Raw genomic sequence first — 22,054 nt, 5'->3', positions numbered from 1 at the left:
TTTCTCCGCAATCGGGTAGTGTGATGAATGTTAACTGCCCGGCAACGTGGTCGGGAAGGATCGCGAAGGAGACTCGATGTCTAACAATGCGCAATTGACGATCGATGGAACGACTCTTGAACTCGAACGCGTCACCGCCACCGAAGGCAATGACGGCTTTAGGATCGGCCAGATGCTCAACCAGAGCGGCACCACCACCCTCGACCCAGGATTCACCAACACCGCCTCGTGCGAATCGGAGATCACGTACATTGACGGCGGGCAGGGCATCCTGCGCTACCGCGGCTACCCCATCGAGCAGCTGGCCGAGCGTGCCTCCTTCCTCGAGACTGCCTACCTGCTCATCTATGGCGAGCTGCCGGACGCGGCGTCGCTGGCGGCCTTCACGCGCCGCATCAAGAAGCACACCCTCCTGCACGAGGACTTCCGTAGCTTCTTCACGGCGTTCCCGTCGTCAGGCCACCCGATGTCGATCCTGCAGGCCGGCATTGCGGGCCTGGGCACCTACTATGAGAACACGCTCGATCCGAACGACGCCGAACAGCGCGACCTGGCCTCCATCCTCCTGCTGGCGAAGGTGCCCACGATGATCGCGTTTATCTCCAAGCGTGCCACCGGCCTGCCGCTCATCTACCCGGACGCCTCGAAGTCCTACACGGAGGACTTCCTGCGCATGACCTTCGGGCTGCCCTACCAGACGCACGACGTGGATCCCACGATCGTCAACGCGCTGGACAAACTGTTTATCCTGCACGCGGACCACGAGCAGAACTGCTCGACGTCCACCGTGCGGCTGGTCGGCTCTTCGCGCGCCTCGATCTACGCCTCGGTGGCGGCGGGCGTGGGCGCCCTGTCCGGCCCGCTCCACGGCGGCGCGAACGAAGCGGTGCTGCGCATGCTGGACGACATCCGCGAGGCCGGTATCCCGATCAAGGAATTCGTGCAGCAGGTCAAGGACAAGACGAACGACGTCAAGCTCATGGGTTTTGGCCACCGCGTCTACAAGAGCTACGACCCGCGCGCCAAGATTGTCAAGGGCCTGGCCGACGACATCCTCGGCCGCCTCAAGGGCGACACGGAGCTGTTCGACATGGCGATGGAGCTCGAGCAGGCCGCGCTTGAGGACGACTACTTCGTGGAGCGCAACCTCTACCCGAACGTCGACTTCTACACGGGCCTGCTGTACAAGGCGATGGGCTTCCCCACGAAGATGTTTACCCCGCTGTTCGCCCTCGGCCGCCTGCCCGGCTGGATCGCGCAGTACCGCGAGCTCGTGCTCGACCCGGCCCAGAAGATCGGCCGCCCGCGCCAGGTGTACGTGGGTGAGGCCGAGCGGGATTGGGTGAAGATGTCCGATCGCACCAAGCAGGACCGGGCCTTCGACGAGAACCTGGACTACGTGGTCTAGCTTGCCGGCGGCCGGGCCAGGCCTCCTGCGGGCGGGGCACCGGCCAGCGGCGGTCGCGCCACCTGAGGCGTCCCTGCCGCCAGCCGGCCAGGCCGCCCGCGCAAATGCTGCACTAATCCGCAAGATGCTGCACTAAATAACCGTAAAGTAGTGCAGCATCTTGCGGTTTTGTATAGCACCTGTGGGCGGCGCGCGGGTGCCGGCGGCGGGCGACAGCGGCCGGCGGCTAGGCGGGGATGTGGGCCAGCAGCTCGGGCAGGGCGCGCCGGAAGGGCGGCAGGAGGTCTAGAGCCTCGAGTTCGCTCGCCTTCACCCAACGTAGGTCTGCGGATTCGGGGTTGATAACGACGTCCGCGCCCGGGTCTGCCATCTTGGCCACGAACGTGGTGTAGCTCCAGTCGGGGTGGGCCAGCACGTGGCTGCCGGTGGGCGGCTCGAGCTCGCCGATCCCGGTCTCCTCGAAGAACTCCCGTAGAGCGCCTTCCCATGGGCTTTCACCGACGTCGATCGCGCCGCCCGGTACGCCCCACGTGCCGCCGTGGTGTGACCAGCCCGCGCGCAGCTGCACGAGCACTTCCACCGCGCCGGCATGCTCGCTGGTTTCCGGGTGGGCGCGGGCATCGCGGCGTGGGTCGGGGCGGGCGGGGGTGTCAAGCCGGGCGTCGGCGTTGGGGCATGCCACGGCGTCGTCGGCAAAAACAGCACCGGCAGAAACGGCCCCGGCGGAACCGTTAGCGGAAGCAACGGCATTGGCACTGGGCGTGGGCCGCCACGCCAGGATCCCGGCGGCGCCGAGTAGCCCCCAGTGGCGCTGCCCGCAGCGGCACTCGATGAAGCCGTCCCCGCCGCGGGTCATGGCCAGAAGTCCGTGATCGCGTGCCCCAGCTCGGCGAGCAGTTCGCGCAGGAGCGGCAGGGAGATGCCGACCACCCCGTGGTGGTCGCCCTCGATGCGTTCGATGAAGGGGCCGCCGTAGCCGTCGATGGTGAAGGAACCGGCCACCACGAGCGGCTCGCCGGTGGCGACGTAGGCCTCGATCTCGGCGTCGGTGAGGTGGGCGATGTGGACGGTGGCGGTGGATGTCCCCACGGCTACGCGCCCGGTGGCCACGTCGATGACGCAGTGGCCGGTGTGGAGGTCGCCGGCGTTGCCCCGCATGGCGCGCAGTCGCTGGAGGGCCACCTCGGGCGTGTGCGGCTTGCCCACCACCTGCCCGCCCATCTCGAGCATCGAGTCGCAACCGACGATCACCGTGGGTGGCTCGCCGTCCAGGAAGTCCAGCTCGGCGGCGATCTTCTTCGCCTTGGCCTCGGCCAGCAGCTGGACCTGCTCGGCCGCGCTGATCGGCCCGCGGGCCTTCGCTGTGGTGAGCAGCCCGTCCTCGTCCACGTCCGCCACGGCGATGCGCGGCGGGATGTGGGCGGCGAGCAGTGTGGCCTTGCGGGCGGGGGAAGCGGAGGCGAGGAGGAGGGTCTTCATCATTCCGCCAGGCCGTCGCGCAGGATGTCCAGGCCCACTGAGCCCATGGAGAGCGCCCGCATGTGCCAGTCCTTGACCGAGAAAGCCTCGCCGCGGGCGGCGGCCCGGGCCTCGGCGTCGGCGCGCAGCTGCTTCCAGATGCGGTGGCCCACCTTGTACGACGGCGCCTGTCCGGCCCAGCCCAAGTAGCGGTCGAGCTCGAACGCGAGGAAGGCGCGGTCCATTGCCACGTTGTCCTGGAGGAACTGCCAGGCTACCTCGCGCGTCCAGACAGGCGAGATGTGCCCGTATCCCTTCGGGGAGGGCTTGCCCAGGTGGAAGCCGATGTCGAGCGCCACGCGGGTGGCACGCAGTCGCTCCGAATCGAGCACGCCCATGTAGTCGGCCGGGTCGTCATGGTAGCCGAGCTCCGCCATGAGGCCCTCGGCATACAGCGCCCAGCCCTCGCCGTGCCCGGAGTTCCAGCACAGGTGGCGGCGCCAGTCGTTGAGCGAGTCCTTGACGTAGGTGGCCATGCCAATCTGGAGATGGTGGCCCGGCACGCCCTCGTGGTAGACCGTGGTCTTCTCCTGCCACGTGTGGAACACCTCGGTGCCCGCCGGCACCGACCACCACATGCGCCCGCCGCGCGCGAAGTCGTCCGAGGGGCCGGTGTAGTAGATGGCGCCCGTGCCCGAGGGGGCGATCATGCATTCGAGCTTGCGCAGCGGGTCAGGGATGTCGAAGTGGGTGCCGTGCAGGTCGTCCAGCGCGCGGTCGGAGGTCTCCTGCATCCACGCCTTGAGCGCGGCGGTGCCGTGGACCTGGCGGGCCGGGTCGGCGTTCAGTCGCTCGAGTGCCTCGGGGATCGTGACGCCCTTGCCGTACAGGTCTGCCACGATCGCCTCCTGCTCGGCGACGATGCGGGCCAGCTCCTCAAGGCCCCACTCATAGGTCTCGTCCAGATCCAGGGTGGCGCCGGTCGAGCTGCGCAGGCGCGGGGCGTAGCGCTCGCGGCCGAAGGCCTCGCTGGCCGCTCCGTGGGGCAGGATCTCCTCGCGCAGGAAAGTGGCCAGTTCGCCATACGCGCGGCGCGCCGAGTCGGCGGCGTCTTTCACGACGCCGGCCAGGTCTGGGTGCGCCGCACCGCCGCGGGCCGCGAGCTCCGCCAGCGGGGAGGAAGCGCCGGCCTTGTGCTCTGCCTGGGAGATCGCCAGCTCGATCTGCTTGGCGGCAGTGGGCGGGCCGGACTGGGCGCGGCGCAGCAGGGTCTCCTGCCAGCCACGCAGGGCCGAGGAGGTGTTCGCCAGGCGCTGGGCGATCAGCTCCCAGTCCGCGGCGCTCGCCTGAGGCATGTTGTCGTAGATCTCCTGGACCGACTGCAAGGGGGAAGCGATCACGTTGATGTCGCCCACCTCCCCGCGCTCGAAGAAGTCGATCTCCTGCTCCAGCTCGGCGGTGAGGGCAGCCTTGGTGACGCGGTCGACGGAGTCGGCAGGCTCAAGCGCCGACAGCTGGCGGAGGGTGGCAACGTTGAGCTCGTTGAGGTCGGCCAGGCCCTCGGGGGAGTAGTCGGAAAAGGCGCCGTCGTCGTCGCGCCCAAGGCCGAGCGCGGTGACGAGCTCGGGGGTGCGGTCGAGGACCTCGGAGACGTAGCGGTTGCACAGGATGTCGATATCTGAGGTGGGTCGAGAAGTCATGCCTCTACAGTAGTCGGTTGACGTGAGACAGGGCACGTTAAAGAGGGTACGATTGTGCAGGTTGAGGAAGCTGCCAAAGTTGTTGGCAAAGGAGTCGAAGATTGCTAGGCTGGTTCGTGTGACCCATAACACAGAGTTTGCGGGGTCCTCTGACGAGCATCCAACCACAGTCGAGACGCACGTGCGTCGGCTCCTTGACGGGCCCGCAAAGTATCAGCTGCGCGAGGCGGCGGAATTGGCCAACATGGACACCGATTCTGCACGCCGCTTCTGGCGCGCCATGGGTTTCCCCTACATTCAAGACCCAGAATCGCGGCTGTTTACCGAGTACGACGTCGACGTCATGCGCGCCCACCAGGACATGGTGGACCTCGGCCGCACCGATGAGGACACGCAAAACTCCCTGGTCCGCGCCCAAAGCCACCTGGCCGACCGCCTGGTGCTGTGGCAGTATGAGGCGCTCGTGGAGGAGGCCGAGGCCCGCCACGGGCTCGACGAACTCTCGGCCCGCTACTGGGTGCTCGACCACATAGGCGACTACGAAGAATTCCTCATTTACCAAATGAAGTACGCCTGGCGGCGCCACCTGGCCTCCTTCCTGCGCCGCACCGAGGTGGAGCTGGAAAACTTGCGCGCCGGCAATGACGTGATCTTGCTGCCGCGCGCGCTCGGCTTCGTGGACCTCGTGGCCTTCACCGACCGCTCCGGCCAGCTCTCCCCGCACCAGCTGGTGGACTTCATCCAAACCTTCGAGTTCACCTGCCGCGACGTCATCTCCGGCCTCGGCGCCCGCGTAGTGAAGATGGTGGGAGACGCCGTCCTCTATATTGCGGACGACCTGGCCACCGGCGCCGAGGCGGTGGCCGGCATCCGCGAGGCGTTGCGTGCCACCCCATCGATGCCAGAGGTGCGGGCCTCGCTCGTGTGGGGCCGGGTGGTCTCGCGCTTCGGTGACGTGTTCGGGCCGAGCGTCAACCTCGCCTCGCGGCTGTGCGCGATCGCGCCGGAGGGGTCGATCGTCGTGGACCGGGACACGGCCGAGGCCCTGCGCGCCCTCGACGCCCACAAGTACGTGCTCGAGGAGAACATCGGATCGGAGCTGCGCGGGATCGGATACATCGAATCGGCGCGGCTCACTGTGATGCCTGATGAGGAGTAGAACTTGCATCGTTCCACTTTTGCCTTGGCGATTTCTTTACTAGGCTAAATCCCAACGGCGTTCCTTTCACGATTGGACGGAAAATTGACAAAGATTTTGCTAGTCGAAGATGACGCAGCGATTTCGGCGCCTCTGGTGCGTGCTTTTTCTCGCGAGGGATATGACATCGAGGCGGTAGAGACGGGGCGGGACGCCCTGGAGAAGATGGACGGCCACATTGACTTGGTGGTCCTCGATCTTGGTCTGCCGGACATGGACGGCCTCGATGTGGCGCGCACGGCGCGCGCTCGGTCCAAGACCTTCCCGATTCTTATCCTTACCGCCCGTTCTGAAGAGGTGGACATGGTGGTCGGCCTTGACGCGGGCGCGGACGATTACGTGACGAAGCCCTTCCGCCTGGCCGAACTGCTGGCGCGCGTGCGCGCCCTGCTGCGCCGCTCAGTCACAGGCGAGGAGGGCAGTGATCTGCTCAAGGCCCAGGACGTGTCGATGGACGTGGACGCCCACCGTGCCTACGTCGGCTCGCGCGAACTGCAGCTGACGGGCAAGGAGTTCGAGCTGCTGCGCGTGCTGTTGCGCGACGCGGGCAATGTGGTCGAACGCGACAAGCTCATGCTGGACGTGTGGGGATCGGAGCCGGATTCGTCCACGAAGAAGCTTGACATGCATATCTCGTGGCTGCGCCGCAAGCTGGGCGACGACGTGAACGACACGAAGTACATCAGCACCGTGCGCGGGATGGGTTTCCGTTTCGAGGTCTAGGCGATGCGGCGGCGCGCAATTGCGATGACGACGGCGGCCGTGGCGGTCGCCGTCCTCATCTTGGGCCTGCCGGGGATAATGTTCGCGGTCTCGCTCGTTTGGCAGCAGGTGCACACCGAGCTGTCCGACCGGGCCACTGCCGTGTCCACGGTGGTGGAGCGCGTGGCGGCGGATGACCTGTACATTTCGGAGTCGTTGCTGACCCGGCTCGCCACGAACGGCAACCCCGATAACGCCCACATCGTGGTGAACTACCCCGACGGCACGAGGGTGGAGTCCGATACGAAGGAGCCGCCGTACTCACTCGAGCAGTCGGTGGTCAACGCCGCCGGCGTGCTCGTGACCGTGGAGGTGCCGCGCGCGGACATCCTGCAAAAGATCGGGCTCATGGTGGCCGGCGCGGTCGGGCTCATTTTCGTGGCTTTTGTGGCCGGGGTGACGCTGGCGATGAAGCAGTCGCGCAAGATATCGGCACCGCTCATCTACCTGGCGGCCGCCGCCGAGCAACTGGGCGCGGGGCGGGTACGCCCGCAGATCCGCCAGTCGGGGATCGAGGAGATCGACCTGATCAGCGACGAGATCGCCCGCAGCGCCGACCGCATGGCTGGCCGCCTCGCCAAGGAACGCCAGTTCGCCGCCGACGCCGCCCACCAGCTTCGCACCCCGCTCGCGGCCCTGTCGATGCGGATCGAGGAGATCGAATTCCTCACGGACGACGAGGAGATCATCGAAGAGGTCCACAAATCCCTCGAGCAGATCGACCGCCTCACCGGCGTGGTCAGCGAGCTCATGGCCACCTCCCAGTCCGAATCGGGCGGCACCACGGAGGCGATCGCGGTCTCGCGCGCGTTCAACCGGATCCGTGACGAGTGGACAAAGCCGTACCAGCGCGAGGGCCGCCAGCTTGTCTTGGACCAGGACTTCGACGGCGCCGTGCTCGCCACCCCCGGCTCGCTGTCCCAAATCCTTGCGACCCTCGTGGAGAACTCCCTCAAGTACGGCGCGGGCACGACGTCGGTCTCCGCGGCTTCTGCCGGAAAGTCGGTGATCTTCAAGGTGCGCGACGAGGGGCCGGGCGTGTCCGCCGAGGACGCCGAGGATGTCTTCGAGAAGGGCTATTCCACCGGCGGATCCACCGGCATCGGCCTGGCCGTGGCCAAAGAGCTCGCCGAGATCGACGGCGGCCGGCTCGAACTGACGAACAAGGCGCATGCCGAGTTCACCCTCACCCTGTCGGCCCTGCCCAAGTCGCTCGACCCGAACAAGGTGCTGCCCCACGGGGCGATTATGACCGTGGGCGCGCGCCGCGGCCGGCGTTAGGCCGCCAGTCGGCGTTAAGCCGGCGTTCGACGTCGTGAACCCGCGTCCCGAGCCCGGCTCGTGCCCGGGCCCGTACCCGAGCGGCCGTTTGCTTTCTCGGCACCAAAAGTGTTCTCGCGTCACTCAAATCCGCGATTTGAGTGTGCAGAAATAATTTTGCGTGACGAGAAACGGGTGGGGCCTGCGTCAGGCCGGCTCAGCGGGACTCGTCGGCCGCGGGGGCCTTGGTGAAGACGAGGTAGCGGTAGCACACGTAGCGGAAGGCCGTACCGAGCACCAGGCCTACCCCGTTGGCGGAGATGTTGTCGGCCAGCTGGGAGTCCAGGCCCAGGATGTAGCGCGAGAAGCCGAGGCACCCGAGCGCGATGAGCAGGCCGCCGATATTGATCGCGAGGAAGAGCACGAACTCCTGGCCCCGGCTCTTGTCGGACTTGTTGCGGAACGTCCACAACCTGTTGACCACCCAGGAGAAGATGATGGAGACGAAGACGGACAGGGTTTTGGCCACCATGGGCGCGTCGCCGGGCAGGTGGACTACGCCGGAGTAGGCCAGGAAGTTGAATAGGCCGACGTCCACGACATACGATCCCAAGCCCACCGTGCAGAACTGGATAAACTCTACCAACCACCGCTTGAACGATTGCCCGCGCAGCAACTTGGTGGCGAGGTCGTGCATTTAGAAGCTCGCGAACGAATCGGGGGTGAGGGCGCCGTCGCGCAGGTCGGCCCAGAATTGCTCGGCCTCGTCGGCCAGCAACACGGTGGAGGATCCGCCCGGGCCGGGGTAGTTGAGCGAGGCGATCGGCGGGGCGCCCCTGAGGCCGTCGGGGCCGATCGTGTCGCGCAAGGCCAGGCCGGCGTAGGCGACGTCCATGAGAGAGGAATCGTCGTTGACCGTGAGCGTCTCGGCGACGGAGCCAACCAGGTGCCGCTGGCTCAGCGGGTTGAACAGGGTGGCAGGCGAGGTGGCCTTGTCGATAATCTTGGCCACCACCTGGCGCTGACGTTCGGTGCGGCCGATGTCGCCCAGCGGGTCGGAGTAGCGCATGCGGGAGAAGGCAAGGGCGGTGGTGCCGTCGGTTTCGTGGCAGCCCGCAGTCCACTCGAGGCCGGAGAACTCGTCGGAGACGTCGTAGTCGAGGCAGAGTTCCACGCCGCCAACCGCGTCGGTCAGGTCCTTGACGCCGTCCATGCCGATCTGGATGTAGTGGTCGATCGTCAGGCCGGTCAGCTCCTCCACGGTCTGCACCAGGTATTCGGCCCCGCCGTAGGAGAAGGCGCCGTTGAGCTTGCCGTAGGCGTCGGAGTCAGGGAAGTGAATATAGGTGTCGCGCGGGATGGACACGAGCGCCGCCGGGCCCGATTCGGGCTTGTGCAGCAGCATGATCGTATCCGCGCGGTGGCCTTCCGTGGGGTCGTTGACCGCCTCGCCGCGCTCGTCGGAGCCGACGATGAGGTACGTGGTGCCCGGCGTGTCCGGCGCGCCGGAGAGCGCGGCCGTGTGGGCGAGCTTGTCGTTGCCATAGGAGTACAGGTAATAGACCCAGGCAAACACCGCGATGATGAGGATGAGCACGATCGCCAGGATGCGCTTGCCCCACGAACGCTCCTTGCGCGGACGGGCGGGCCGCTCGGCAGGACCGGCGGCGTCCGGGCGCGTGTCGGGTCGCCCGGCGCCCGGACGGGGGTCGACGACGCGCGAGCGCTCGGCCCGCGCTCGCTGCTGGCCCTGGGGCGGGAACGCCGGGGGTGGAGCCTGATCGGACGCCGAGTCGGACGCGCCGGAAACGGGCGCGAACGAGGCCGGGCGGGCGTCGTCGGCAAACGCGGAACGACGCACGGGCCGCCGGGGTGCACCCGCAGCGCGACTGGGGCTACTGGAGGGCCTGTCACCACGCGGCTGGCCCTGGCGCCCCCGGCTTTCGCGACCCTGGCCCTCGAGACCTTGGCCGACCGGGCGGGCACCCTCAACGGAGGGGCGCTGACGGCGATTGCGGGGTTCGAACGACGGTGGCTGGCTCATCAGTCCTCCAAGCGCAGGCCCCCGCCGATGGCCTGCTGGAACGCGTTGATCTCGTCCTCGGTGCCTTTGAGGATCGGGCTATCCGTGTTGGCGTCGTTGGTCACTTCGGGCAGCGGCTGGTCGTTGCGGAGGGCCTCCCACACGGCGGCGGCGGCGGCGGCCGGGCGCACGCGGTTGCCCTCCGCGTAGAACGGCATCGTCACGAAGTTGACGTTGTCGAGTGAGAGCCCGCGCAGGGAGTAGGCGAGCCCGCCCAGGTAGGTGATGGAACCGAGGCTGGGGGAGACGTCGATGTTTTCGGTGACGTCACTCAGCACACCGTAGAGCGTGGGCAGGTCGGAGACGATGTTGAGAGATAGGGCCTTGGAGATGATCGCCTCGACCATCTGCTGCTGGCGGCCGATGCGGCTGATGTCGGAGCCGTCGCCCAACGACTTACGGGCGCGGGCCAGGGCGAGCGCCTGCTCGCCGTCGAGCACCTGGCACCCGGCCTCGAGGTGCAGGCCCGCCGCCTGGTCCTCCGCGGGCTCGGACAAGCAGACGTTCACGCCGCCCAGAGTGTTGACGATGTCCTGGAAGGAAGCGAAGTCGATGACCACGAAGCCGTCGATGTATACGTCCGACATTTCCTCGAGCGTGCGGATCGTGCAGGCCGCGGCGCCTGCCACGTCGCCCGACTGCCCGCCGATCGAAAACGCCGAATTGAACATCGCATCGTACTGCTCGTAGCTGCGTGAGCCGTCCTTGAGGATGCAGGAGGGGATGGTGACCAGGGTGTCGCGCGGGATGGAGACCACGTCCACCCGCTGGCGGTCCGCCGAAATGTGCATGAGCATCGCCGTGTCCGAACGCATACCGGTGATGTAGCCGGCGGCGCCCGCCCCGTCCACGTCGCTAGCACCCTCGCGCACATCCGAACCCAGGATGAGAATGTTGAGCGGCCGGCCTGCCGATTCGTCCGCGGGCTCCTGGGGGGTGGGGCGCTCGTTCGGTTCGAAGTAGTGGCCGACCTCCTGGACCTTCAGGTTGCCCTGGAGGTTCTGGTAAAGAAAAGCGGCCGCCGAGCCCACGGTGAGCAGGAAGGCGAGGAGGACGACGAGCACCCAGCGGAGTACGGGGACATCGCTCCCGGCCAGGGAGCGATGTGACGGGCCGCGCTTAGCGGGTGCAGATATCATGTGTCGATCATAGCGGCCGGCGCGCGAGGTATTCATCAGCCCGGGGAATGTGCGTCGTGTTTAACGCCCGCGCGCGCGTTGGCTAAGGTGGGGGTATGGCAGGTAACGAGCACGATTCGGTCCTCATCCGCGTGGTGAGTGTGGCGTTCAACCCCGGCGATGAGCTGACCCAACTGCTCGACTCGCTCCCTGCCGCCGTGGGGGATACGGCCTTCGAGGCCGTCGTGGTGAATAACGGCTCGGCCACCCCCGCGCTCGACGCCGCCCGCTCGCGTGCCACCGTGATCGACGCGCCCGCAAACCTCGGCTATGGCAAGGCCAACAACCTGGGCGCTCGCGGGTTTACCGGGCCTTGGCTCCTTATCGTCAATCCTGACGTCCGGCTCGAGCCCGGGAGCGTTGCACGCATGATCGGCGCGGCGGCGAACTACCCGCGCGGCGGTGCGTTCGCTCCCAAGATCATGACGCCCGAGGGCGAGGTCTATCCCTCGGTGCGGCAGTTCCCCCGGCTGGTTGCCGGCACCGGGCATGCGCTCTTCGGGCGAGTGTGGCCGGGCAACCCGTGGACCGCGCGCTACCACGCGAACGGTGCCACCGGCTCCACTCACCCCGTGGACTGGCTCTCTGGCGCCTGTCTGCTCATCCGCCGCGAGGCCTTCGAGGATGTGGGCGGGTTCGACGTGGACTTCTTCATGTTTTTCGAGGACACGATGCTGGGGGAGGACCTTGCGCGCGCCGGCTGGCAGCGGGTTTTCGTTCACGACGCCATGGCCGTCCACGACCAGGGCAAATCCTGGCGGGAGCGGCCTGAACCCATGATGCGCGAACATCACCGGTCGGCCTACCGGTACCTGGCGAAGGTATACGACAGGCCGTGGCAGGCACCCCTGCGCGCCGCGATCAAGGCGGGGCTGAAGGTGCGGCTGGCGCGGGAGTTGCGGGCGCAGCGGCAGACCTCGGCGCATGTGTCACACTAATTACGTATGTGCAACGGCAAAAAGCGGTTTATTGGTGTTGCATATTGCGGATTAACGTTGCATCCGTGGGAGGCTGGCGGCTGGTTGCCACGGAGGTCCGGCAACGAGCCGGCTAGCGGGGGCCGCCCCGGCCAAGGAGCCCGTCGCGCAGGCCGGCGGCCAACTGGGTGATGCGTTCAGCCCGGCGGTCGGCGACTAGGGAGTGGAAGGCGGCGAACTTCGCCAGCCACACCACGTAGCCTGTCCGCCAGTGCCAGGGCAGGAGCCCTGAGCGCAGCAGGAAGATCGTGTTGCGAGCCAGGTAGTAGCAGCGGATGGGACCGTGGACGTGCACGGGCTGGGTGCGCCCGGGCAGCTGGACGGTTGCGTCCCCCAGCGAGTGTTCGAGCTTGGCGCCCGTGTCCACCACCATCCGGTAGCCGCGCTTACGAGCGCGCAGGCACCACTCGAGGTCGACGTGGTCGATGAAGTAGGCCTCGTTCATCGGGCCCACCTCCTCCAGAACCCGCATGGGAATGAGGCACCCGGAGGCCAGGAGAAAGGCGGCCTCCACGGCGGGCTGGGCCAGCTCCTCGGCGCTCGCGCGCCGCGGCCCCCAGCGCCGGTCCACGTAGACCAGCTCGTCCCCTCCGGGCTTGTTCTCCGCGATGTATGGGCCCACCGCCCCGATCGGCGCGCCCGTGCCGCCCGTTGCCTCAGCCCCCGTCCCGCGCTCCAGGCGGTCGACGAGCGTGGCGACCATTCGTGCGTCGGGAAGGGAATCCTGGTCGGAGAGCAGCACGTAGTCGACGCCGAGCTTGCGGGCCCGCAGGATCCCGACGTTTTGGGCGTGGGCGATGCCGGTGTTGGTGCCCAGCTCGATGAGCTGCGCCCCCGCGCGTCGTACAGCGTCGGCGATCTCGGCGAGGGCCGCGGGCGCCGAGCCGTTGTCCACCACGACCACCGCGCACTGCCGCGCCAACGCCTCAATGAGGGCGGCAGTGCGCGCATCCGGGCCGTACGTGACGACGACGGCCGCGGCGGACCCCACTACTGGCCGGCCTTGCGGTACTTGGCTTCGACCTCGGCCTTCTGGTGGCGCCACCAGTCCTCGTGGTTCTTGTACCAGGAGATGGTGTCGCGCAGGCCGTCGCGGAAGTCGGTGAAGGTGGGCTGCCAGCCGAGCTCGGACACCAGCTGGGTGTTGTCGATGGCGTAGCGCTGGTCGTGGCCGGGGCGGTCGGCCACGTGGTCGAAGTCGTCTCGGTCGTAGCCGAACTCCTCGAGGATGAGCTGGGTGACCTCCAGGTTCGTCTTCTCCCCGTTCGCGCCGATTAGGTACGTCTCCCCGATGCGGCCCTTGTTGATGATGTCCCACACGGCGGTGTTGTGGTCGTGGACGTGGATCCAGTCGCGGATCTGCTCGCCCGTGCCGTACACGCGGGGCTTGACCCCGTCGATCAGGTTGGTGATCGTGCGGGGGATGAACTTCTCGATGTGTTGGTAGGGCCCGTAGTTGTTCGAGCAGTTCGACAGGGTGGCCTCGATGCCGAAAGAGCGCACCCAGGCGCGCACCAGGTGGTCCGAGGATGCCTTGGAGGCGGAGTAGGGGGAGGAGGGCACGTACGGGTCGCCCGCCTTGAACTTGCGATCTTCGCCGATCTCCAGGTCGCCGTAGACCTCGTCGGTGGAAATGTGGTGAAGGCGCCCACCGTGACGGCGTAGCGCCTCGAGGATCTGGTAGGTGCCGATGATGTTGGACTGGATGAAGGGCCACGGGTCGCGTAGCGAGTTGTCGTTGTGTGATTCGGCGGCGAAGTGCACGACGACGTCGGCCTCGGCCACGAGCGGGTCGATGACGTCGGGGTCGGAGATGTCGCCCTTAACCAGCTTCACGCCCGCCCCGAGCATCTCAATTGAGTCCTTATTTCCCGCGTAGGTGAGCTTGTCGATGACCGTGACGTCGGCGTTGCGAAGCTCGGATGCGGTGTAGTTGACGAAGTTGGCGCCGATGAAGCCTGCGCCGCCGGTGACCAGTACCTTCATTTTTCTTCCTCCTCCTCGAGGGTTTCGCCGTGGAGGATGGCCTCCGCGGGATCGGTGGCGGGCGTGAATTCGCCAGCCCGGGTGATCGTTTCAGGGTGTGTGCGGGCCACCGCCAACTCGCGGGCCAGGTCTACCAGTCGGTTTTCCAGGATGACCATGCGCCGGTAGGAGACCACGGAGTAGGACAGGAAGGCGATGATCGTCAGGTACAGCAGCAGGTCCACCCCGCGCCCGACTCCCACGAAGTGCGCCACTTTCGTGGTGATCTGCGGGAAAACAATGGTGGCGACGGCGAGGGCGACGAACACGAGCAGGAGTAGGCGGCGCAGTGCCACGTTCTTCGTGTCCTGCGTGCCGCGCACGAGGTACACGGCCGCCACGAGGACAACCGCGAGGAGGATGAGCTTGATCAGCATGTTTATCGGCTCTCTGTCGGTGCGAAGATCATGTCGGTCAGGATGTTGACGCCGTTGAGCAGGCTCTGACCCTTAGAACGAGAATAGTCGGTGTAGTCGATTGTCACGGGCTCTTCAGCCCACGGCAAGCCCATGGAGGCGAGCTGGTTGATGATCTGGGAGGCGTGGGCCATGCGGTGCATGGTGAGGTCGAGCCGGGTGGCGGCGTCGCGGCGCAGTACTCGTAGGCCGTTGTGGGAGTCAGTGAGGTTCATGCCGGTGCGCGCCCGCGTGACCTTCGCGGCGGTTGAAAGCACGGCCTTCTTCAGCCACCCGGCCTGGTGTTCGCCGGTCAAGAAGCGAGAGCCGAGCACGAAGGCAAGGTCCTCGCGTTCGGCGCGCTCGATCATGCGAGCGGCGTCGGACGTGCGGTGCTGCCCGTCGGCGTCGAAGGTGACGATGTATTTGGCGTCGGTGTAGGTGAGCACCCACGTGATCCCGGTTTGGAGGGCGGCGCCTTGCCCGAGGTTGATGGGGTGGTCGACGACGACCGCGCCCGCGGCGCGCGCCAGCCGTGCCGAGTCGTCTTTCGAACCGTCGTTGACGCAGACGATGTTGGGGAAGGTCTGGCGTGCTTGGCGAACGACGTCGTAGATGACGGTCGCCTCGTTATACAGGGGGACCACGAGCCAACTCACCCGTGCTAAGTCCCGAAAGCCGGCGTCTTGCATGGGATATATTATTGCATAAGGTTCTACGAACCGATTTTTGTGCCTGCCAATACAAGGAGAAATGGATGGCAAAAGCGCGGATCGTTGATTCGGCTGACGTGTCGGATGAGGCGAAGATTGGCGATGGATCCAGTGTCTGGCATCTCGCTCAGGTTCGTGAGCACGCTGTCATTGGCGAAAACTGTGTGATTGGCCGCGGGGCCTACATCGGCGAGGGCGTCGAGATGGGCAACAACTGCAAGGTGCAGAACTACGCGCTCGTCTACGAGCCGGCCAAGCTGGCCGACGGCGTGTTCATTGGCCCGGCCGTGGTGCTCACCAACGATCACTACCCGCGTGCGGTGAACCCCGATGGCTCGTTGAAGTCTGCCTCCGACTGGGAGCAGGTGGGTGTGACGTTGGAGACCGGCGCGTCGGTGGGCGCCCGGTCCGTGTGCGTGGCTCCCGTGACGATCGGGGCGTGGTCGCTGGTGGCGGCTGGCTCGGTGGTCACTCGCGATGTGCCCCCGCACGCCATCGTGGCGGGTGTGCCGGCCAAGCAGATCGGCTGGGTCGGGCATGCCGGCGTCAAGCTGGAGGATGACGGGAACGGGATGTGGACGTGCCCCGCCACCGGAGATACTTACCAAGAATGTGACAACACAATCCGAAAGGTTGCTAAGTAAAAATGGAACGACAGATGATCCCGGCCGCCAAGCCGATCGTGGGCGAAGAGGAGCGCGCCGCGGTTGATGCGGTTCTCGCGTCCGGCATGCTGGCACAGGGCGCGGAGGTTGCCTCCTTCGAGCAGGAGTTTTCCGAGCAGCTCACCCCGGGCGCTGAGGTTGTGGCGGTCAATTCCGGCACCTCGGCCCTTCACATTGGCCTGCTGGCCTCAGGCATCGGCGAGGGCGACGAGGTCATCGTCCCGTCCTTCACTTTCGCGGCAACCGGCAACTCGGTGGCGTTGACCGGCGCGAGCCCCGTGTTCGCCGACATCGAGCCGGACTACTTCTGCCTCGATCCCGATTCGATCCGCGCCTCCATCACCGAGCGCACCAAGGGCATCATGCCCGTCCACCTGTACGGCCACCCGGCGAACATGGTGGAGATCCGCAAGATTGCCGAGGAGTTTGGCCTGCAGATCTTCGAGGACGCCGCCCAGGCTCACGGCGCGTCGCTGAACGGGGAGATGGTGGGCACCTTCGGTTCCTTCGCCGGCTTCTCGCTCTACCCCACGAAGAACATGACCTCCGGTGAGGGTGGCATGATCTCCACCAAGGATCCACAGATCGCCCGCCGCGCTCGCCTGCTGCGCAACCAGGGCATGGAGGTGCAGTACCAGAACGAGCTGGTGGGCCTCAACAACCGCATGACGAACATTCACGCCGCCATTGGCCGCGTGCAGCTGCGCAAACTTGAGGGCTGGACGAAGATCCGCCAGGAGAACGCCGCGTTCCTGAACGCTAACCTGGAGGGCGTCGTCGTGCCGCCGGTGGCCGAGGGTGCCGTGCACGTCTACCACCAGTACACCATTCGCGTGGCAGACGATCGCGATGGCTTCGCGAACGCCCTGCGCGAGGAGTACAAGGTGGGCTGCGGCGTGTACTACCCGATTCCGAACCACCGCCTGCCTTCGCTGGCGCACTTCGCACCGGGCCTGGAGCTGCCGAACACGGAGGCGGCCGCCAAGGAGGTCATCTCCCTGCCGGTGCACCCGTCGCTCAGCCAGGAGGACCTTGACCGGATCGTCGAGGCCGTCAACGCCGTGGCGAAGGCTGGTGCCTAATGACTTTGCGTTACGGACTGATCGGCCTGGGCTCGATGGGTCGCCACCACGCGCGCAACATTCGCGCGCTGGAGGGCGCCGAGCTGGTGGCCGTTGCTGACCCGTATGGGGACAAGTTTGGCGTGGCGGGGGACCTGGAGGTCCTTCCCGACGTCGACGCGCTGATTGACGCCGGCATCGACGCCGCCATGGTGGCCGTGCCCACCGGGCAGCACGCCGAGGTGGCCCTCAAGCTGGCGGAGGCCGGCGTTCACACGATGGTGGAAAAGCCGCTGGGCTCCACGATCGAGGAGGGCAAGGCGATGGTGCAGGCCTTTGAGTCCAAGGGGCTCGTGGGCGCGGTGGGCTACGTGGAACGCTGCAACCCGGCGCTGCTCGAGATGCGCCGCCGGATCGCCGAGGGCCAGCTGGGCAAGGTCTACCAGATCACCACCCGCCGCCAGTCGCCGTTCCCGGCGCGCATCGCGGACGTGGGCGTGGTCAAGGACCTGGCTACCCACGACGTCGACCTCACGGCGTGGGTTGCCGGCTCAAAGTACGCTTCCATCTCGGCTCAGACGGCGCACCGCGCCGAGCGCGAGTACGAGGATCTGGTGACGGCGTCCGGCAAGCTGGAGAACGGCGTGCTGGTTAACCACCTGGTCAACTGGCTCACCCCGTACAAGGAGCGCCAGACCGTGGTGCTGGGCGAGCACGGCGCGCTCGTGGCCGATACCACGATGGGCGACCTGACGTTTTACGAGAACGGCTCGCTGCCGCTCGGCTGGGATCAGATCTCCGCCTTCCGCGGCGTTTCCGAGGGCCAGGTGATCCGCTACGCGTTCGAAAAGCGCGAACCGCTGGCAGTGGAGCACGAGCATTTCCGGGACGCGATTCTGGGCAAGGGCTCGGAGCACGTGACGATGAAGGAGGCGCTGACCACCATGGAAGTGGTGCAGGCGATCCTGGATTCGGCCGCGGCGGACGGGGAGGTCCGGCACTTCTAGGCCACGAAGCAGATAGCTAGGAAGCAAAGGTGGGCGGGAGCTGGAGCTCCCGCCCACGCGTGTTTGCGGCCTCCCCGGGCGCTTTGCGGCTACGGCTCGAGGAGGCGGGCGAGGGTCGCGGCGAAGTGGCTGTAGTTCTCGTCGGCGCGAGCCATGGACTCCCATGTGGCTCGCGCGCCGGAGCTCAGCCTGTCGTATTCTGCGGGTTCCATGTCGATCAGCGAGGACAGGGCGTCGGCCAGGTCGCCGACCGCGGCGTCGCCGGGGATGAGGCGGCCGTTGTTGGCGTGGCGCACGAGCTCGCCGGTTCCTCCCACGTTCGTGGCAATGGCCGGGATGGCGAAGGAGAAGGCCTCCATGATCGAGACGGGCACGCCCTCGGTGGTGGAGTAGTTGACGAAGAAGTCCACGGGCTGGGTGGCGTAGTGCTCGAACAGGTCTGGGTTCGAGATCTGCCCGATGAGGGTGGTGATGTCCGCGATGCCGAGTTCGTTCACGAGCGCGGCGAGTTCGCGGGCGGACGCCTCGCCGGAATCGCCGATGTGGGTCCATCGGAACTCCCCTGGCCGCCTGCGGTGAAGCTCGGCCATGGCGCGCGCGATATCGGGCACGCGCTTGAGCGACGCCAGCGAGGAGCAGGAGAGGAAGCGGACGGGGGCGCCCTTCGCCCGTGTGACCTCGGCGCCCGGTGCGCGGGTCCCGAGGCGCTCGATGGAGAGCTTGTCCGCGGCGAAGGGGGTGTTCGCAAGGATCGAATCGTAGGCGGAGCGCGAGATGGGGTAGACGGCGTCGACGTGCGTGGACAGGTACGGGCGGGCGGGCAGATATCCGAGGATCCCGCGGGAGGGGTAGGCGTCGTAGCTGTGTGCGCGGGAGACGGCGCGGATCTGCCCGGTGAAGTAGTGCTCCTTGAGCAGGCTCGCCACGGCCGCCTGCTTGAAGAGCCAGTAGCCGTAGGTGACCGTGGGGGCCGCAGGGTCGACGCCGGCGTCGTGCAACGCCGCGGCCGTGCGCTCGTAGAAGCCGAGCGCGGTGACGGCGAAGCGGAGGTCGAGCGCCAGGTGCTGCGGCAGGCCGAACCGCGCGATCCTCTCGGTCAAGGAGCGGATCGCGCGCCGGGCGGCGCCCGACACGCGGGGGTCGCCCGGGCGTGCCATGTCGACCAACGTGGCGTTGGCGGGCAGGGCGCGGGTGGTGCCGTCGCTGTGGCTGAGGTCGATCGGCACCACGTAGATCCTGTCGAACGATCGGGCGAGGTGCTCGATCTCGGATTCGAGGAACTGCTCGCCCGGGTTGTACGGAAAGTGGCTGGTGATCAGTACGAGCTGGCTCATGACCTGTCCTCGATTGCGGCGTCGTAGGCGTGGCGGAGGGTGCGCACAAAGGCGTCCATCGATACGCGCGATCGGGCGATTTCCCGGATGTGCGCGCGGTCGTAGCGGGAGGTGGAGTGGACCATGTCGGCCATCGCGGCGACAAGCGCCGGCTCGTCGTCGATGGGGATCACGACGCCGGTGCCCGGCACTGTCTGGAACAATCCGCCAGGTGTTGCCGAGGCGATCGACGGTAAGCCGGTGGCCTGTGCCTCGGAAAACACGGTCCCCCCACTTTCCGTGGCAGATACCAGCACATGGCAGTCGGAGGCGGCCATGAGCGCGGGGACGTCGGCGCGCGCGACTGGCCCGAGGAGGTCCACGCGATCGGAAACGCGCAGGCTCGCGGCGAGGTTCGCGTGTGCCGCGATGAGGTCTGGGCTTCCGCCCGCGATGCGGAGGCGGACGTGCGGCTCCTGCCCGCAGACTTTGGCGAAGGCCCGGATCGTCAGGGCCGTGCGCTTGTTGTCGTCAAGGGACGAAACGTGGACAAAGGTGAACTCGCCGCGCGGTGATTGCGGGATGGCGATGTCAAAGAAAGCCTGATGTGCCGGCGGCGCAACAGAGCTGAATGGCGCGCCGTAAAAGGCGGTGAACTCCTGCGCCATCCCGTTCGACACCGTCCAGCGTGAATGCGCGCGCTGAACGGCGGCGTCGATCGCGCGAAAACGGGCCGTTCCCTTCCGGCGCGTCAGGGAGGAGGGGCGGTGCTCGGTGAGCACGTAGGGGACGTCCCAGATCTTTGCGAGCTCGCGGGCGAGGAGCGCGCCCGGGAAGACCGAGTGGGCGTGGAGAACCTGGGGCTTGCCCCACGTCTGCTCGTACGCCGCGGCGAGGCGCCGCGCGAGAAGGGAGAGCCGTAGCGGCTCCCCGGGGAGGCGCTCGTGGATATTCGTGGGCCAGGCGGTGGCCACGATCCCGGATTGATCGATCGTCAGCGGCGAGGACCGAAGCGCCTTCCAGCTTCGTGGCTCGGCCACGATCACGCCGACTCTGAGGCCGGACGAGCGCAGGCCCGCAACCTGCTCGGCGAAGAAGCTGCCGGTGTGGGGGGACTCGGGCGTCGGATACCATGACGGCACCCAGAGGGCGTGGGACAGGGTCATGGCTCAACACTATCGCGAGTGGCGAGTTTGACATAGCGGGAGGCGGCCAAGGGCAGAGCCACTCGATAGGATAACGCTTATGTGCGCGCATGTTGAGATAGCTGACCCCGGCCAATGGGAGACCGTCGAGGCCGGCAACGGTACGCTACTGTGGCGGACGGCGGTCGGCGGTCAGCGCCCGCAGGGCCTCCCGGCACCGGACCGGATCCTCGACTGGATCCGCGCGCAGCGCGGGAACTGGGCGGCCATCTATATGACGGACGATGCCGCCTACCTCATGACCGATCAGGCGCGCTCGTTCCCGATCCATGTGGCCATGGGCTCGCCGTCCGTGGTGTCGTCCTCCATCGAAGCCCTGCGCGCCCGCGTTTCCTTCGTGCGCAACGACGACGCCGCGCGGGAGTTCCTCCACAGCGGTTACGTGCTCGGCGCCGACACGCTGATCGAGGGCGTCACGTCGCTACCCACGAGCACCGTGGCCGTGTTGCGCGGCTCTTCCATGACCCAGCATCAATACGTCAACTTTTACAGTGAGCATTCGACCGATTCGACCTCCTTCTGGGCGGCCGTGAAGGACGAGCTCCGCGCGGCCTACGCCGATCTGATCGAGCGCGCGGGCGGGCGCCAGCTCCTCATCCCGCTCTCGGGAGGGATCGATTCACGCCTCCAGCTCGCGGTGCTGCGGGAGCTGAAGGCCCCCAACGTTCTGACCTTCACCTACGGCCGGAAAGGGTCAGCCGAGGCGGGCATCTCGCAGCGCTCGGCCGACGTGGCGGGTTTTCCGTGGGTCTTCATCGAGCAGGACGGCCCGCGGGTCAAGCAGGCGTGGAACGACGGCGCCAACGTCGCCTTCCTCCGCGCCGCGTGGGAAGGCAACGCCCTCCCGCACATCCAGGACTGGTACGCGCTCGGCAGGCTGAAGGAACACCCGGACGTGGAGGGCGGAGCCATCGTGCTGCCGGGCCACACCGTGGTCGGAAACCAGCATCACGCCCACCTGCTCGATCCCAACTCCGAGGCGACGAAGGCCGATGTCGCGCGGGCCCTGGCCGAGAACCACCTGGCGTTGCAACGCCGTCCCGGCAGCGCTCTCTCCACCCCCTACACCAGGACCAAGGTGAAGGCCTTCCTCGACCAGTGGTGGGGTGGCGGCGACCCGCAGCGGCGCGCGGACATCATGCACCACTTCAATGTGGACAATCGCCAGGCCAAGTACATCTCCAACTCGGTGCGCGCCTACGAATACTTCGGGTTCGACTGGGCGTTGCCGATGTACGAGCGGACCTTCCACGAGCTGTGGCTGAGCGGGCCGTCGTCGATTTACCATCCGGATCGGGCGGAGTACCGGACGTTCACGGATCGGTGGTTTGCGGACGTGACGGGCGAGACCTTCGGCTATTTCCGCATGGCTCCGGCGCCGCGCATTTCGCGGGGCAGGCAGCAGTTGCTGGCGATCGCGAAGGCGATGCGGGTGGTCGACACGGTCAACTTCCTCAACTCGGTCAAGACTCAGCTCCATCATCCGATGGGCTTCGAGGGCTTCGCGTATGGCCTGTCCGAGCGGGCGCTCGCCGTCAGGCTCCTGCGCGGCCAGACCCTCTTTGGCCTATTCGCCGAACTCTTCCTCGCGAACGCGTGGGTGCCCGGCCAGGATGTCGTCCCGCCGGCGCAGGGGGCCAAGTAGC

General features: G+C 67.0%; 21 protein-coding genes. 9 read left to right on the top strand and 12 right to left on the bottom strand.

All coding sequences use genetic code 11. The features are described 5' to 3' along the window. Window positions 1–76 precede the first annotated feature (76 nt). Window positions 77–1,408 carry a citrate synthase gene (locus tag HMPREF3174_RS04860; RefSeq protein ID WP_070448104.1) on the top strand — a complete coding sequence of 444 codons (1,332 nt, stop codon included), beginning with the start codon at window positions 77–79 and terminating at the stop codon, window positions 1,406–1,408. Window positions 1,409–1,634: 226 nt separating this feature from the next. Here the strand turns inward: HMPREF3174_RS04860 and HMPREF3174_RS04855 are convergent, their stop codons facing one another. The 3 genes from HMPREF3174_RS04855 to HMPREF3174_RS04845 are packed head-to-tail and all read right to left on the bottom strand — an operon-like array spanning window position 1,635 to window position 4,566. Then, the gene (locus tag HMPREF3174_RS04855) at window positions 1,635–2,264 is read right to left on the bottom strand and encodes an NUDIX domain-containing protein (RefSeq protein WP_070448103.1); all 630 of its coding nucleotides are present in this window, start codon (window positions 2,262–2,264) and stop codon (window positions 1,635–1,637) included. Continuing rightward, window positions 2,261–2,890 (bottom strand): Maf family protein, encoded by a 630-nt coding sequence (locus HMPREF3174_RS04850; RefSeq protein ID WP_201783157.1) that lies wholly within the window; start codon window positions 2,888–2,890, stop codon window positions 2,261–2,263. The genes HMPREF3174_RS04855 and HMPREF3174_RS04850 overlap by 4 nt, the downstream gene beginning before the upstream one ends. Continuing rightward, entirely contained in the window at window positions 2,887–4,566 is a 1,680-nt protein-coding gene (locus HMPREF3174_RS04845; RefSeq protein WP_062613656.1) for a DUF885 domain-containing protein, read from the bottom strand. Before HMPREF3174_RS04845 ends, HMPREF3174_RS04850 begins: the two co-directional genes overlap by 4 nt. A gap of 118 nt (window positions 4,567–4,684) precedes the next feature. On the opposite strand from HMPREF3174_RS04845, the gene HMPREF3174_RS04840 reads away from it, so the two are divergent. From HMPREF3174_RS04840 to HMPREF3174_RS04830, 3 genes are all read left to right on the top strand, one after another. Next, the gene (locus tag HMPREF3174_RS04840; protein ID WP_062613655.1) at window positions 4,685–5,725 is read left to right on the top strand and encodes an adenylate/guanylate cyclase domain-containing protein; all 1,041 of its coding nucleotides are present in this window, start codon (window positions 4,685–4,687) and stop codon (window positions 5,723–5,725) included. An 84-nt stretch (window positions 5,726–5,809) separates the two neighbouring features. Beyond that, complete coding sequence (locus tag HMPREF3174_RS04835; protein ID WP_062613654.1) at window positions 5,810–6,487, top strand: response regulator transcription factor; 678 nt, start codon at window positions 5,810–5,812, stop codon at window positions 6,485–6,487. 3 nt (window positions 6,488–6,490) lie between these two features. After that, on the top strand, window positions 6,491–7,807 hold the full coding sequence (locus HMPREF3174_RS04830; protein ID WP_068538799.1) for a sensor histidine kinase: 1,317 nt from the start codon (window positions 6,491–6,493) through the stop codon (window positions 7,805–7,807). Window positions 7,808–8,003: 196 nt separating this feature from the next. Here HMPREF3174_RS04830 and HMPREF3174_RS04825 read toward each other — a convergent pair whose 3' ends face one another. From HMPREF3174_RS04825 to HMPREF3174_RS04815, 3 genes are all read right to left on the bottom strand, one after another. Further along, window positions 8,004–8,483 (bottom strand): GtrA family protein, encoded by a 480-nt coding sequence (locus HMPREF3174_RS04825; RefSeq protein WP_062613652.1) that lies wholly within the window; start codon window positions 8,481–8,483, stop codon window positions 8,004–8,006. Next, on the bottom strand, window positions 8,484–9,647 hold the full coding sequence (locus tag HMPREF3174_RS04820) for an LCP family protein (protein WP_246783063.1): 1,164 nt from the start codon (window positions 9,645–9,647) through the stop codon (window positions 8,484–8,486). Window positions 9,648–9,829: 182 nt separating this feature from the next. Then, window positions 9,830–11,008: an LCP family protein gene (locus HMPREF3174_RS04815; RefSeq protein ID WP_070448099.1), complete on the bottom strand. Its 1,179-nt coding sequence runs from the start codon at window positions 11,006–11,008 to the stop codon at window positions 9,830–9,832. A 95-nt stretch (window positions 11,009–11,103) separates the two neighbouring features. Here HMPREF3174_RS04815 and HMPREF3174_RS04810 point away from each other — a divergent pair, with 95 nt between their 5' ends. After that, complete coding sequence (locus HMPREF3174_RS04810; RefSeq protein WP_070446321.1) at window positions 11,104–11,985, top strand: glycosyltransferase family 2 protein; 882 nt, start codon at window positions 11,104–11,106, stop codon at window positions 11,983–11,985. 112 nt (window positions 11,986–12,097) lie between these two features. Here the strand turns inward: HMPREF3174_RS04810 and HMPREF3174_RS04805 are convergent, their stop codons facing one another. Genes HMPREF3174_RS04805 through HMPREF3174_RS04790 form a run of 4 tightly spaced genes read right to left on the bottom strand, consistent with a single transcriptional unit; the run spans window position 12,098 to window position 15,136 of the window. After that, on the bottom strand, window positions 12,098–13,015 hold the full coding sequence (locus tag HMPREF3174_RS04805; RefSeq protein WP_062613649.1) for a glycosyltransferase family 2 protein: 918 nt from the start codon (window positions 13,013–13,015) through the stop codon (window positions 12,098–12,100). Further along, window positions 13,015–14,010, bottom strand: coding sequence for a dTDP-glucose 4,6-dehydratase (gene rfbB, locus HMPREF3174_RS04800; RefSeq protein WP_062613648.1), 996 nt, complete (start codon window positions 14,008–14,010; stop codon window positions 13,015–13,017). Before rfbB ends, HMPREF3174_RS04805 begins: the two co-directional genes overlap by 1 nt. Continuing rightward, window positions 14,007–14,426 (bottom strand): DUF2304 domain-containing protein, encoded by a 420-nt coding sequence (locus tag HMPREF3174_RS04795; protein WP_062613647.1) that lies wholly within the window; start codon window positions 14,424–14,426, stop codon window positions 14,007–14,009. The genes rfbB and HMPREF3174_RS04795 overlap by 4 nt, the downstream gene beginning before the upstream one ends. A 2-nt stretch (window positions 14,427–14,428) precedes the next feature. Next, window positions 14,429–15,136 (bottom strand): glycosyltransferase family 2 protein, encoded by a 708-nt coding sequence (locus HMPREF3174_RS04790; RefSeq protein WP_062613646.1) that lies wholly within the window; start codon window positions 15,134–15,136, stop codon window positions 14,429–14,431. Window positions 15,137–15,201: 65 nt separating this feature from the next. On the opposite strand from HMPREF3174_RS04790, the gene HMPREF3174_RS04785 reads away from it, so the two are divergent. Genes HMPREF3174_RS04785 through HMPREF3174_RS04775 form a run of 3 tightly spaced genes read left to right on the top strand, consistent with a single transcriptional unit; the run spans window position 15,202 to window position 17,890 of the window. Beyond that, window positions 15,202–15,801, top strand: coding sequence for an acyltransferase (locus HMPREF3174_RS04785; protein ID WP_062613645.1), 600 nt, complete (start codon window positions 15,202–15,204; stop codon window positions 15,799–15,801). A 2-nt stretch (window positions 15,802–15,803) separates the two neighbouring features. After that, on the top strand, window positions 15,804–16,904 hold the full coding sequence (locus HMPREF3174_RS04780; protein WP_062613644.1) for a DegT/DnrJ/EryC1/StrS family aminotransferase: 1,101 nt from the start codon (window positions 15,804–15,806) through the stop codon (window positions 16,902–16,904). Then, window positions 16,904–17,890 (top strand): Gfo/Idh/MocA family protein, encoded by a 987-nt coding sequence (locus HMPREF3174_RS04775; RefSeq protein ID WP_062613643.1) that lies wholly within the window; start codon window positions 16,904–16,906, stop codon window positions 17,888–17,890. The genes HMPREF3174_RS04780 and HMPREF3174_RS04775 overlap by 1 nt, the downstream gene beginning before the upstream one ends. A gap of 89 nt (window positions 17,891–17,979) precedes the next feature. On the opposite strand, the gene HMPREF3174_RS04770 is transcribed toward HMPREF3174_RS04775, so the two are convergent. Together HMPREF3174_RS04770 and HMPREF3174_RS04765 are read right to left on the bottom strand one after the other, a co-directional pair. Further along, window positions 17,980–19,224, bottom strand: coding sequence for a glycosyltransferase (locus HMPREF3174_RS04770; protein ID WP_070448098.1), 1,245 nt, complete (start codon window positions 19,222–19,224; stop codon window positions 17,980–17,982). Then, on the bottom strand, window positions 19,221–20,369 hold the full coding sequence (locus HMPREF3174_RS04765) for a glycosyltransferase (protein ID WP_070448096.1): 1,149 nt from the start codon (window positions 20,367–20,369) through the stop codon (window positions 19,221–19,223). Before HMPREF3174_RS04765 ends, HMPREF3174_RS04770 begins: the two co-directional genes overlap by 4 nt. Before the next feature lie 79 nt (window positions 20,370–20,448). Between HMPREF3174_RS04765 and HMPREF3174_RS04760 the strand changes: the two genes are divergently transcribed. Next, window positions 20,449–22,053 (top strand): asparagine synthetase B family protein, encoded by a 1,605-nt coding sequence (locus HMPREF3174_RS04760; RefSeq protein ID WP_070448095.1) that lies wholly within the window; start codon window positions 20,449–20,451, stop codon window positions 22,051–22,053. Window position 22,054 lies beyond the last annotated feature (1 nt).

It is taken from the genome of Trueperella sp. HMSC08H06 (genome assembly GCF_001808465.1).
In the GTDB taxonomy this organism is placed as follows: domain Bacteria; phylum Actinomycetota; class Actinomycetes; order Actinomycetales; family Actinomycetaceae; genus Trueperella; species Trueperella bernardiae.
The sequence above is the reverse complement of the archived record's forward strand: the minus strand, read 5'-3'. Positions and strand labels throughout refer to the sequence as shown.

Bases quoted from the DNA above. Each gene is read 5' to 3' on its own strand.
- HMPREF3174_RS04860 (WP_070448104.1), top strand. From the start codon at position 77: ATGTCTAACAATGCGCAATTGACGATCGATGGAACGACTCTTGAACTC.
- HMPREF3174_RS04855 (WP_070448103.1), bottom strand. From the start codon at position 2,264: ATGACCCGCGGCGGGGACGGCTTCATCGAGTGCCGCTGCGGGCAGCGC.
- HMPREF3174_RS04850 (WP_201783157.1), bottom strand. From the start codon at position 2,890: ATGATGAAGACCCTCCTCCTCGCCTCCGCTTCCCCCGCCCGCAAGGCC.
- HMPREF3174_RS04845 (WP_062613656.1), bottom strand. From the start codon at position 4,566: ATGACTTCTCGACCCACCTCAGATATCGACATCCTGTGCAACCGCTAC.
- HMPREF3174_RS04830 (WP_068538799.1), top strand. From the start codon at position 6,491: ATGCGGCGGCGCGCAATTGCGATGACGACGGCGGCCGTGGCGGTCGCC.
- HMPREF3174_RS04825 (WP_062613652.1), bottom strand. From the start codon at position 8,483: ATGCACGACCTCGCCACCAAGTTGCTGCGCGGGCAATCGTTCAAGCGG.
- HMPREF3174_RS04815 (WP_070448099.1), bottom strand. From the start codon at position 11,008: ATGATATCTGCACCCGCTAAGCGCGGCCCGTCACATCGCTCCCTGGCC.
- HMPREF3174_RS04810 (WP_070446321.1), top strand. From the start codon at position 11,104: ATGGCAGGTAACGAGCACGATTCGGTCCTCATCCGCGTGGTGAGTGTG.
- rfbB (WP_062613648.1), bottom strand. From the start codon at position 14,010: ATGAAGGTACTGGTCACCGGCGGCGCAGGCTTCATCGGCGCCAACTTC.
- HMPREF3174_RS04795 (WP_062613647.1), bottom strand. From the start codon at position 14,426: ATGCTGATCAAGCTCATCCTCCTCGCGGTTGTCCTCGTGGCGGCCGTG.
- HMPREF3174_RS04790 (WP_062613646.1), bottom strand. From the start codon at position 15,136: ATGCAAGACGCCGGCTTTCGGGACTTAGCACGGGTGAGTTGGCTCGTG.
- HMPREF3174_RS04785 (WP_062613645.1), top strand. From the start codon at position 15,202: ATGGCAAAAGCGCGGATCGTTGATTCGGCTGACGTGTCGGATGAGGCG.
- HMPREF3174_RS04780 (WP_062613644.1), top strand. From the start codon at position 15,804: ATGGAACGACAGATGATCCCGGCCGCCAAGCCGATCGTGGGCGAAGAG.
- HMPREF3174_RS04775 (WP_062613643.1), top strand. From the start codon at position 16,904: ATGACTTTGCGTTACGGACTGATCGGCCTGGGCTCGATGGGTCGCCAC.
- HMPREF3174_RS04770 (WP_070448098.1), bottom strand. From the start codon at position 19,224: ATGAGCCAGCTCGTACTGATCACCAGCCACTTTCCGTACAACCCGGGC.
- HMPREF3174_RS04765 (WP_070448096.1), bottom strand. From the start codon at position 20,369: ATGACCCTGTCCCACGCCCTCTGGGTGCCGTCATGGTATCCGACGCCC.
- HMPREF3174_RS04760 (WP_070448095.1), top strand. From the start codon at position 20,449: ATGTGCGCGCATGTTGAGATAGCTGACCCCGGCCAATGGGAGACCGTC.